Origin of the sequence: Cupriavidus sp. SS-3, assembly GCF_035818815.1 — a bacterium.
Classification (GTDB): Bacteria; Pseudomonadota; Gammaproteobacteria; order Burkholderiales; family Burkholderiaceae; genus Cupriavidus; species Cupriavidus taiwanensis_C.
Map to the genome: position 1 here is coordinate 202,427 of NZ_JAYLVT010000012.1, position 10,312 is coordinate 212,738.

The window sequence follows — 10,312 nt, forward strand, 5'->3', positions numbered from 1 at the left end:
GCTGGTGGGTGCCCGCCGTGGCCAGCACCCGCATCGTCTCGATCAGTAGCGATCGAGGTCGATGTCGATACCCAGCGAGCGGATTTCCTTCACCAGCACGTTGAACGATTCCGGCATGCCGGCGTCGATCGAGTGCTCGCCCTTGACGATGTTCTCGTACACCTTGGTACGGCCGTTCACGTCATCGGACTTGACCGTCAGCATTTCCTGCAGCACGTACGACGCGCCGTAGGCTTCCAGTGCCCACACTTCCATCTCACCGAAACGCTGGCCACCGAACTGGGCCTTGCCGCCCAGCGGCTGCTGCGTCACCAGCGAGTACGGGCCGGTGGAACGTGCGTGCATCTTGTCGTCGACCAGGTGGTGCAGCTTCAGCATGTGCATCACACCCAGCGTGACCGGACGCTCGAACGCTTCGCCGGTGCGGCCGTCGTGCAGCGTGACCTGCTGCTTGGAAGCCGTCAGGCCCTTCTCGGCGGCAATCTCGTCCGGGTAGGCCAGGTCGAGCATGCGCTTGATTTCCTTCTCGTGCGCACCATCGAACACCGGGGTCGCGAACGGCACACCCTTCTTCAGGTTGTGCGCCAGCTCCAGCACTTCGGCATCGCTCAGGCTGTCCAGGTCTTCCGGCTTGCCGCTCTCGTTGTAGATCTGCGAGAGCAGCGTGCGCAGTTCCTGCGCCTTGGCCGAAGCCTTGAGCATGTCGCCGATGCGCTGGCCCAGGCCGCGCGCGGCCCAGCCCAGGTGGGTTTCCAGGATCTGGCCCACGTTCATCCGCGACGGCACGCCCAGCGGGTTCAGCACGATGTCGGCCGGGGTACCGTCCGCCATGTACGGCATGTCTTCGATCGGCACGATCTTCGACACCACACCCTTGTTACCGTGACGGCCGGCCATCTTGTCGCCAGGCTGCAGGCGGCGCTTGACGGCCAGGTAGACCTTGACCATCTTGATCACGCCCGGCGGCAGTTCGTCGCCTTGCGTCAGCTTCTTGCGCTTCTCTTCGAAGGCCAGGTCGAATTCGTGGCGCTTCTGCTCGATGGCTTCCTTGACGGCTTCCAGCTGGGCGGCCAGTTCCTCGTCGGCCGGACGGATGTCGAACCAGTGGTACTTGTCGATGTCCGCCAGGTACTCCTTGGTGATCTTGGCACCCTTGGCCAGCTTCTTCGGACCGCCGTTGACGGTCTTGTCGACCAGCAGACGCTCCAGACGCTGGAACGCGTCGCCTTCCACGATACGCAGCTGGTCGTTCAGGTCCAGGCGGTAGCGCTTCAGTTCGTCGTCGATGATCGACTGGGCACGCTTGTCGCGCGTCACGCCTTCGCGGGTGAAGACCTGGACGTCGATCACGATGCCGCTCATGCCCGACGGCACGCGCAGCGAGGTGTCCTTCACGTCCGACGCCTTCTCGCCGAAGATCGCGCGCAGCAGCTTCTCTTCCGGCGTCAGCTGGGTCTCGCCCTTCGGCGTGACCTTGCCCACCAGCACGTCGCCGGCTTCAACCTCGGCACCGATGTAGGTGATGCCCGACTCGTCCAGGCGAGCCAGTTGGGCTTCGGCCAGGTTCGAGATATCGCGCGTGATTTCTTCCGGTCCCAGCTTGGTGTCGCGGGCGACGACCGACAGTTCCTCGATGTGGATCGAGGTATAGCGGTCTTCGGCCACCACACGCTCCGAGATCAGGATCGAATCCTCGAAGTTGTAGCCGTTCCACGGCATGAACGCCACCAGCATGTTCTGGCCCAGCGCCAGCTCGCCCAGGTCGGTCGAGGCGCCGTCGGCAATCACGTCGCCGCGGGCAACGTGGTCGCCAACCTTCACCATCGGACGCTGGTTGATGTTGGTGTTCTGGTTCGAGCGCGTGTACTTGATCAGGTTGTAGATGTCCACGCCGACTTCACCGGCGACGGCTTCGTCGTCGTTCACGCGGATCACGATACGCATCGCGTCGACGTAGTCGACCACGCCGCCACGCATCGCCTGCACGGCCGTACCCGAGTCGACCGCAACGGTGCGCTCGATGCCGGTGCCGACCAGCGGCTTGTCCGGACGCAGGCAAGGCACGGCCTGACGCTGCATGTTCGCGCCCATCAGTGCACGGTTCGCGTCATCGTGTTCCAGGAACGGCACCAGCGAGGCAGCGGCCGACACGATCTGCGACGGCGCCACGTCGATGTACTGCACGCGGTCCGGCGTCACCATACGGGTTTCACGCTCGGAGCCTTCGCGCGCCGACACCAGTTCGTCGGTCAGGTTGCCGTCGGCATCGACGGTCGCGTTGGCCTGCGCCACCACGTACTTGCCTTCCTCGATCGCCGACAGGTAGTCGACCTCGTCGGTCAGCTTGCTGTCGACCACCTTGCGGTACGGCGTTTCCAGGAAGCCGTATTCGTTCAGGCGGGCATACAGTGCCAGCGAGTTGATCAGACCAATGTTCGGACCTTCCGGCGTTTCGATCGGGCACACGCGGCCGTAGTGGGTCGGGTGCACGTCGCGGACTTCAAAGCCGGCGCGCTCGCGGGTCAGGCCGCCCGGGCCCAGTGCGGAGACACGGCGCTTGTGCGTGATCTCGGACAGCGGGTTGGTCTGGTCCATGAACTGCGACAGCTGCGACGAACCGAAGAACTCGCGGATCGCCGACGAGATCGGCTTGGAGTTGATCAGGTCGTGCGGCATCAGGTTCTCGGTCTCGGCCTGGCCCAGACGTTCCTTGACGGCACGCTCCACGCGCGACAGGCCGGCGCGGAACTGGTTCTCGGCCAGTTCGCCGACGCAACGCACGCGACGGTTGCCCAGGTGGTCGATGTCATCGACCTCGCCCTTGCCGTTGCGCAGGTTGACCAGGATCTTGATGGTCTCGAGGATGTCCTCGTCCTGCAGCACCATGGCGCCTTCGCCGCTGGGGCGGCCCAGGCGGCTGTTCACCTTCATGCGGCCAACGCGCGACAGGTCGTACGACTCTTCGCTGTAGAACAGGCGCTGGAACAGCGCTTCCACGGCTTCCTCGGTCGGCGGCTCGCCCGGGCGCATCATGCGGTAGATCGCGATACGCGCGGCGGTCTGGTCGACGGTCTCGTCCACGCGCAGGGTCTGCGACATGTACGGGCCCTGGTCCAGGTCGTTGGTGTACAAGGTCTGGATCTGCTTGACGCCGGCTTCGCGCAGGTTTTCCAGCAGCGCTTCGGTCAGCTCGTCGTTGGCGTTGGCGATCACCTCGCCGGTATCCGGGTCGATGATGTTCTTGGCCAGCACGCGGCCCAGCAGGTAGTCTTCCGGCACGCTGATCAGCTTGGTGCCGGCCGAGTCCAGGTCGCGGATGTGCTTGGCGTTGATCCGCTTGTCCTTCTCGACCACCACGCGGCCGTTCTTGTCGGCGATGTCGAAGCGCGCGACTTCACCGCGCAGGCGCTCGGGCACGAACTCCAGCTGCGCGCCTTCCGACTGCAGCGTGAAATTGTCGAACACGAAGAAGTGCGCCAGGATCTGTTCCGGGGTCAGGCCGATCGACTTCAGCAGGATCGTCACCGGCATCTTGCGGCGGCGGTCGACGCGGAAGTACAGGATGTCCTTCGGATCGAATTCGAAGTCCAGCCAGGAACCGCGGTAGGGGATGATGCGTGCCGAGAACAGCAGCTTGCCCGAGCTGTGGGTCTTGCCCTTGTCGTGCTCGAAGAACACGCCCGGCGAGCGGTGCAGCTGCGAGACGATGACACGCTCGGTGCCGTTGATGACGAACGAACCCGTGGAAGTCATGAGCGGAATCTCGCCCATGTAGACTTCCTGCTCCTTCACTTCCTTGACCTTGCCCGGGTTCTCGCGATCGTTGATGATCAGGCGAACCTTGGCGCGCAGCGCCGAGTGGAACGTCAGGCCACGCTGCTGGCATTCCTTGACGTCAAACGGCGGGTTGGACAGGTGATACGAGACGAACTCCATACGGGCAAGCCCGTTATGCGAGGAGATCGGGAAAATCGCGTTGAAAGCGGCCTGCAGGCCTTCGGTCTTGCGACGTGCGGGTGGCGTATCCGCTTGCAAGAACTGGGTGTAGGATTCAATCTGGGTGGCAAGCAGGAATGGAACCTGATGTACCGTCGCGCGCTTCGCAAAGCTTTTGCGAATGCGCTTCTTTTCGGTGAAGCTGTACGCCATGGGATCTCCGAATCATCGCAGGGCTGGCTGGACCTGGCCGGACCTGAGGTGTTCAGCGACTGGGAGGGGATTTGGCGGTTGGCCGCTACCAACCTCTGGCTGACGGTGTCCGCACGCTGCGGGCGGTGTGGTCGTCGCTTCAGCGCAACGCCTGTACTCGCCCGGGGGACACCCGACCAAACTTGTCTTCTGCAGTCGGTTCAGAAGACAAACATCAGCAGCAACCACTTAGTGTGCCACTGATGTTTGGCCTCTGCTGAATCGCAGGCAAATGCACCGTCGCCGCGAGTCGCAAAAATCACATTTACCGCGTTAGCGCTGTGCCGAGTGTTGACTAAAACACAAACGCACAAGCGCAAAAAGGCTGGCGCCGGGAATTTCCCTTTGCCAGCCCTGTTCGCGTGCCGCAGGGGCACGCGAGTACAGCATTACTTGACGTCGACCTTGGCGCCGGCGTCTTCCAGCTTCTTCTTGGCTTCGGCAGCAGCAGCCTTGTCCACGCCTTCCTTGACGGGCTTCGGTGCGCCATCGACCAGGTCCTTGGCTTCCTTCAGGCCCAGGCCGGTGATTTCGCGAACAGCCTTAATCACGCCAACCTTGTTGGCGCCGACTTCGGCCAGGATCACGTTGAATTCGGTCTGCTCTTCGGCAGCAGCAGCACCGGCAGCGCCCGGAGCAGCAGCCACGGCCATGGCAGCGGCCGACACGCCAAACTTCTCTTCGAACGCCTTGACCAGGTCGTTCAGTTCCATCACGGACATCGCGCCAACGGCTTCCAGGATGTCGTCTTTGGTGATTGCCATTTGAAATACTCCTACTAGATTTGATTCGGTATCGGTAATGCGATCTTGCGATGCGCGGCCTGGATTGCCTTAGGCGCCGGCAGCTTCCGCTTCCGCGGGAGCGCCTTCTGCCTTCTTGGCGGCCAGAGCAGCCAGCAGACGGGCGAAGCCCGACACCGGTGCCTGCATCACGCCCAGCAGCTGAGCAATCAGTTCGTCGCGGCTCGGGATCGAGGCCAGCGCCTTCACGGCGGCAGCGTCGAGAACCTTGCCGTCATACGACCCGGCGCGCAGGACCAGCTTGTCGTTGGTCTTGGCGAAGTCGTTCAGAACCTTGGCCGAGGCCACTGCATCTTCGGAAATACCGTAGATCAGCGGACCGGTCATCTGCTCTGCGAGGCCTGCAAACGGCGTACCTTCGACGGCACGGCGGGCCAGCGTGTTCTTCAGAACGCGCAGGTACACGCCTTGCTGGCGAGCGGCAGCACGCAGCTTGGTCAGATCGCCAACCGCAATGCCGCGATATTCGGCAACGACGATGGTCTGGGCCTTGGCGACTTGCGCCGAGACCTCAGCAACGACGGCCTTCTTATCTTCAATATTGAGTGGCACGGTTAAGCTCCAAAATGACGCTGGGTCTCCGGCAATACCGGAGCCTTCACGTCAGCACAAACGAACGGCGTCCGATTGGCCCGAATCATCCGGGTCGAGGCCCGGCTTCATCAATCCCTTCGGGTGCGCCATCTGCGCTGGCTGGCTGAAACGTCTGGCTCAGGCGTAAAGCCTTCGCTCGCGCTCCAACCGATTAAGCCCTTTCCGCCCTGCTGCCGCGGACAAAGGACACCAGCGGTCTTTGATAACCAGCGATGCCGGCCGATGCTTGCGCATCGAGCACAGCACCACTGCCCAAAGCCTTGCTCCCTTCCTTGCGGTCCGGAGACGACCCTCGCCACTGGCCAGGGTCTTCAATTCTTGCTTGCCGACCGGTGTTATCGGGTTCCGGTCAGCAATGTGCCGTCAGCTCAGGCTGCCAGCGTAGCCTGGTCCACACGCACGCCCACGCCCATGGTCGAAGAGACCGCGACCTTGCGCAGGTAGACGCCCTTGCTAGTGGCCGGCTTGGCCTTGACCAGCGCGTCCAGCAGCGCCGCCAGGTTGCTCTTCAGCGCGGCGTCTTCGAACGAACGGCGGCCGATGGTGGCGTGGATGATACCGGCCTTGTCGACACGGAACTGGACCTGACCGGCCTTGGCGTTCTTCACGGCCTGGGCCACATCGGGGGTCACGGTACCGACCTTCGGGTTCGGCATCAGGCCGCGCGGGCCCAGGATCTGGCCCAGCGTACCGACGACACGCATCGTGTCCGGCGAAGCGATCACGACGTCGAAGTTCAGGTTGCCGGCCTTGACTTGCTCGGCCAGGTCTTCCATGCCGACGATGTCAGCACCGGCGGCCTTGGCGGCCTCGGCCTTGTCGCCCTGGGCGAACACGGCCACGCGCACCGACTTGCCGGTACCGGCGGGCAGCACCACGGAACCACGCACCACCTGGTCCGACTTCTTGGCGTCGATGCCCAGCTGCACGGCCACGTCGATCGACTCGTCGAACTTCGCCGAGGCGCAGCCCTTCACCAGGCCCAGGGCCTCGTCGATCGGGTAGAACTTGGTACGCTCGATCTTCGCCTTGTTGGCGGCGACGCGCTTGGAAACCTTAGCCATTTACAGACCCTCCACGGTGATGCCCATCGAACGAGCCGAACCGGCGATGGTACGCACGGCGGCGTCCAGGTCGGCGGCGGTCAGGTCAGCGTTCTTGGCCTTGGCGATTTCTTCAGCCTGGGCGCGGGTGATCTTGCCAACCTTGTCGGTGTGGGGCTTCGGCGAACCCTTGGTGATGCCGGCTGCCTTCTTGATCAGCACGGTCGCCGGCGGCGACTTCATCACGAAGGTGAAGCTCTTGTCGGCGAAGGCGGTAATCACCACCGGCACCGGCAGACCGGGTTCCATACCCTGGGTCTGGGCGTTGAACGCCTTGCAGAACTCCATGATGTTCAGACCACGCTGACCCAGTGCGGGACCAACGGGCGGGGAGGGATTTGCCTTACCAGCCGGAATCTGCAGCTTGATAAAGCCAATGATCTTCTTGGCCATCTCTACTCCAATCCGGATCGCTCCACGCAGGGGTTGCGATCCTGTTGAGTCGTAACGCGCTGTCGCCGCACCGGTGGCACGGCCTCACGCTCCTCTTTGGCAGTGCCCTGGGGCACCGCCGCTGCCCGTTGCCGCCCTTTCGGCCGACAACCGGCAAATTCCTTAAACCTTCTCGACCTGGCCGAACTCGAGCTCGACCGGCGTTGCACGTCCGAAGATGGTGACCGAGACGCGCAGGCGCGACTTCTCGTAGTTCACTTCTTCCACGTTGCCGTTGAAGTCGGTGAACGGGCCGTCCTTGACGCGCACCATTTCGCCCACTTCAAACAGCGTCTTGGGACGCGGCTTCTCGACCCCTTCCTGCATCTGGGTCATGATTTTGTCGACTTCGCGCTGCGAAATCGGGCTCGGACGATTGCGGGCACCGCCCACGAAACCGGTAACCTTGCTGGTGTTCTTCACCAGGTGCCAGGTCTCGTCGGTCATTTCCATTTCCACCAGCACGTAGCCGGGGAAGAAACGACGCTCGGTGACCGACTTGTGGCCACCCTTGATTTCCACCACTTCTTCGGACGGCACCAGGATGCGGCCGAACTTGTCCTGCATCTCGGCGCGCTCGATGCGCTCCTGCAGCGCGCGTTGCACGCTCTTCTCCATGCCGGAGTAGGCATGCACCACATACCAGCGCTTCTTCGACGAAGGCGATTCCGGCGCGGCGGTTTCCTGCTGGGCGTTATCCGTCATGTGCTACCTCTTATTTCCAGCCCAGTACGAGTGAAAACACGATCCACTCGATGAGCTTGTCCGCCGACCACAGGAACAGTGCCATGATGACGACAAAAACGAAGACCAGCCCCGTCATCTGCCCGGATTCCTTGCGCGTCGGCCAGACGACCTTGCGAACTTCCCGATACGATTCCTTGGCGAACCCGATAAAGTCCTTGCCCGGTGCCGACACCAGCGCAACCACGATACCCAGTGCAATACCACCGAACAGTGCGGCGCCACGTACATAAGACGGTTGCTGTGCCAGTGCATAGAAACCGATGACGCCCGCAACCACCAGCAGCACCGCGACGCCAAGCATCCACTTGCCGCTGCTGGCGTTCACGGTTTCAACATTGGGATTGGCCATGTTTCGCAAACGAGACTAAGCCGCGTCACGATTGCTCCTCGCGACGCGGCTGATTGATTTGGCAGGGGCAGAGGGAATCGAACCCCCAACCTTCGGTTTTGGAGACCGACGCTCTGCCAGTTGAGCTATACCCCTAAAACAACTTCGGGGTCGACGCTTGCGCCAACCCCTCTGGCAACGAATGCGGCCGGTTGGTGCCGCATTCGCTATCGAACAGCTTAGTCGAGGATCTTTGCCACGACGCCGGCGCCGACGGTACGGCCACCTTCGCGGATGGCGAAGCGCAGGCCTTCTTCCATGGCGATCGGGGCGATCAGCTTGACGGTGATCGACACGTTGTCACCCGGCATGACCATTTCCTTGTCCTTCGGCAGCTCGATCGAGCCGGTCACGTCGGTGGTACGGAAGTAGAACTGCGGGCGATAGTTGTTGAAGAACGGGGTGTGACGGCCGCCTTCGTCCTTCGACAGGATGTACACCTCGCCGGTGAAGTGGGTGTGCGGCTTGATCGAACCCGGCTTGCACAGCACCTGGCCGCGCTCGACGTCTTCACGCTTGGTGCCGCGCAGCAGCAGACCGACGTTGTCGCCAGCCTGGCCCTGGTCCAGCAGCTTGCGGAACATTTCCACGCCGGTGCAGGTGGTCTTCACCGTCGGCTTGATACCGACGATTTCGATTTCTTCGCCGACCTTGATGATGCCGCGCTCGATACGGCCGGTCACCACGGTGCCGCGACCCGAGATCGAGAACACGTCTTCCACCGGCATCAGGAAGGTACCGTCAACGGCACGCTCCGGCGTCGGGATGTAGGTGTCCAGCGCGTCGGCCAGGCGCATGATGGCTTCTTCGCCCAGGTCGCCCTTGTCGCCTTCCAGCGCCAGCTTGGCCGAACCCTTGATGATCGGGGTGTCGTCGCCGGGGAATTCGTACTTCGACAGCAGTTCGCGAACTTCCATCTCGACCAGCTCGAGCAGTTCGGCGTCGTCCACCATGTCGCACTTGTTCAGGAACACGATGATGTACGGCACGCCAACCTGACGGGCCAGCAGGATGTGCTCGCGGGTCTGCGGCATCGGGCCGTCAGCGGCCGAGCACACCAGGATCGCGCCGTCCATCTGGGCGGCACCCGTGATCATGTTCTTCACGTAGTCGGCGTGGCCCGGGCAGTCAACGTGCGCGTAGTGGCGGTTGGCCGTCTCGTATTCGACGTGGGCGGTATTGATGGTAATACCGCGAGCCTTTTCTTCCGGCGCTGCGTCGATTTCGTCGTACTTCTTGGCCGCACCGCCGAACTTCGCTGCCAGCACCGTGGCGATCGCTGCGGTCAGCGTGGTCTTGCCATGGTCAACGTGACCAATCGTACCAACGTTCACGTGCGGCTTGGTCCGCTCGAACTTTTCCTTTGCCATTTCGCGACTCCTGTCTCGGTAGCGATATTGCCAGTGCGTGGTATTTGGTGCCCATGGGCAGGATCGAACTGCCGACCTCTCCCTTACCAAGGGAGTGCTCTACCACTGAGCCACATGGGCGAAACTAGACGTACTACTTTATGACAGCAACCGCGCGACTGGAGCGGGTGAAGGGAATCGAACCCTCGTCGTAAGCTTGGAAGGCTTCTGCTCTACCATTGAGCTACACCCGCCTGGGTCTTTCCTGCTTCTTCACCGGCGTTGCCGGCTGCTGTCTTGCATTCTGGTGGAGAGGGCTGGATTCGAACCAGCGTAGGCGTAAGCCAACAGATTTACAGTCTGCCCCCTTTAGCCACTCGGGCACCTCTCCGCAGAGAACTATCGATTATGGGCTTCCTCGCCGCTCCTGTCAAGCACTTTCCGTTGCGGATGCTGTGCTGGCATGGAATCGGGAGGGCGTTCCGGCGTGGCGTCTGGCGCTGCCTGACCGCTCCCACAAGCGCAGTTTAGATTTCTGCGTTCTCACCCTATAGGGGCTTCGCCGAACGGCTTCTGGCGGCTCTGGAGCGGCCAGGCGTCGCTGCGCGACAGCGTCGGACCGGGCGGGGGAAAAGCAAAAACCCCTCGCAGCACACGCTGTCGAGGGGTTTTGCACAATAAGAGCCTGGCGATGACCTACTTTCACAC

Annotated in this window: 8 protein-coding genes and 4 tRNA genes; all 12 read right to left on the bottom strand. The window is 62.5% G+C overall.

Annotated features, from left to right (window positions below):
- Positions 1-42: 42 nt before the first annotated feature.
- The gene (gene rpoB / locus U9J39_RS19750; RefSeq protein ID WP_115681338.1) at positions 43-4,149 is read right to left on the bottom strand and encodes a DNA-directed RNA polymerase subunit beta; all 4,107 of its coding nucleotides are present in this window, start codon (positions 4,147-4,149) and stop codon (positions 43-45) included.
- A gap of 428 nt (positions 4,150-4,577) precedes the next feature.
- Positions 4,578-4,952, bottom strand: coding sequence for a 50S ribosomal protein L7/L12 (rplL, locus tag U9J39_RS19755; protein WP_012354151.1), 375 nt, complete (start codon positions 4,950-4,952; stop codon positions 4,578-4,580).
- 69 nt (positions 4,953-5,021) lie between these two features.
- Entirely contained in the window at positions 5,022-5,543 is a 522-nt protein-coding gene (gene rplJ, locus U9J39_RS19760) for a 50S ribosomal protein L10 (RefSeq protein ID WP_092317648.1), read from the bottom strand.
- A 410-nt stretch (positions 5,544-5,953) separates the two neighbouring features.
- The gene (gene rplA, locus U9J39_RS19765; RefSeq protein WP_115711160.1) at positions 5,954-6,649 is read right to left on the bottom strand and encodes a 50S ribosomal protein L1; all 696 of its coding nucleotides are present in this window, start codon (positions 6,647-6,649) and stop codon (positions 5,954-5,956) included.
- Positions 6,650-7,081, bottom strand: a complete 432-nt coding sequence (gene rplK / locus U9J39_RS19770) for a 50S ribosomal protein L11 (protein ID WP_010810467.1) — start codon at positions 7,079-7,081, stop codon at positions 6,650-6,652.
- Positions 7,082-7,243: 162 nt separating this feature from the next.
- On the bottom strand, positions 7,244-7,825 hold the full coding sequence (gene nusG / locus U9J39_RS19775) for a transcription termination/antitermination protein NusG (protein WP_012354154.1): 582 nt from the start codon (positions 7,823-7,825) through the stop codon (positions 7,244-7,246).
- A gap of 10 nt (positions 7,826-7,835) precedes the next feature.
- A complete protein-coding gene (gene secE, locus U9J39_RS19780; protein WP_116313200.1) occupies positions 7,836-8,216 on the bottom strand; it encodes a preprotein translocase subunit SecE in 381 nt (126 codons plus the stop codon).
- A gap of 59 nt (positions 8,217-8,275) precedes the next feature.
- Positions 8,276-8,351: transfer RNA gene (locus U9J39_RS19785), tRNA-Trp, on the bottom strand.
- Positions 8,352-8,434: 83 nt separating this feature from the next.
- A complete protein-coding gene (gene tuf / locus U9J39_RS19790; protein WP_062801974.1) occupies positions 8,435-9,625 on the bottom strand; it encodes an elongation factor Tu in 1,191 nt (396 codons plus the stop codon).
- Positions 9,626-9,670: 45 nt separating this feature from the next.
- A tRNA-Thr gene (locus U9J39_RS19795) sits at positions 9,671-9,745 on the bottom strand.
- 39 nt (positions 9,746-9,784) lie between these two features.
- Positions 9,785-9,858: transfer RNA gene (locus U9J39_RS19800), tRNA-Gly, on the bottom strand.
- Between the two features lie 51 nt (positions 9,859-9,909).
- A tRNA-Tyr gene (locus U9J39_RS19805) sits at positions 9,910-9,995 on the bottom strand.
- Positions 9,996-10,312 lie beyond the last annotated feature (317 nt).